We start from the raw sequence: 1148 nt of genomic DNA on the forward strand, positions 1-1148 counted from the left end.
AGGGCACCCCAGTTGTTCATTTTTTTCCAGAATAAACTTAAAAGAATGATTGGACCGAAAGAAGCTCCAAATCCTGCCCAGGCATAAGCAACAAGGCTTAAAATTGTGCTATTTTGCTTGAAGGCAAGAGCGGAAGCAACAACAGCGACAATTAGCACTGCCATTCTTCCTAAGAATACAAGTTCTTTATCCTTAGCGCCTTTACGGACAACAACCTTATATAAGTCCTCAATTAGCGCACTAGAGGTAACGATTAATTGTGAAGAAATCGTACTCATAACAGCGGCAAGAATTGCGGCTAAAGCAAATCCTGCAAATAATGGATGGAAGAAGATCTGGCTCAATGAAATAAATACAGCTTCTGGATTATCCAGTTTATGTGCAGCATTATGATAGAAATAAGCTTTACCAATTAAACCAGTGAAGATTGTCCCAATTAATGTGATAATCATCCAGCTCATCCCAATACGGCGGGCGCTTTTTGTTTCTTTAACCGTACTAATTGCCATAAAGCGCACAATAATATGCGGCTGGCCAAAGTATCCGAGGCCCCAAGCCATTGCAGAAATGATTCCAACGAATGTTGTACCTTTGAACCAATCGAGTAATGTTGGGTCAATATGGCGGATGGTTTCAAACGTTTCCGCCGGTCCTCCTGTTTTAAAAATGCCAAGAAGTGGAACGAATAACAAGGCAAGAAGCATCATTAATCCTTGAATAAAGTCGGTATAACTTACGGCAAGGAAACCGCCGAATAAAGTGTAGGCAACAACAACGCCGCCAACGATATAAAGACCCGTATGGTAGCTAGTCCCAAAAGAGCTTTGGAAAAAGACAGCACCGGAAACCATCCCAGATGATACATAAAAAGTAAAGAAAATAAGAATAACAATACCAGAAACAATCCGGAGTAATTTTGTGTTGTCTTTAAAACGGTTTTCTAAGAAGCTTGGAATGGTGATGGAATCATTTGCGACTTGTGTGTATGAGCGCAGGCGTGGTGCAACGAGTTTCCAGTTTAGGTAAGCACCAATGGTTAGCCCGATAGCAATCCATGCGCTTGCAAGACCGGTAACATAGATACCGCCAGGCAGACCCATTAGTAACCAGCCGCTCATATCTGCAGCGCCGGCACTTAAAGCGGTTAC

General features: G+C 42.3%; 1 protein-coding gene. It reads right to left on the reverse strand.

Annotation, left to right across the window (positions count from 1 at the left end; translation table 11 throughout):
- Positions 1–1148 (reverse strand): sodium/proline symporter PutP (gene putP / locus E2K98_RS30660; RefSeq protein ID WP_133340762.1); only part of this gene is annotated, 1148 nt, incomplete at both ends.

Source organism: Bacillus salipaludis (assembly GCF_004358205.1).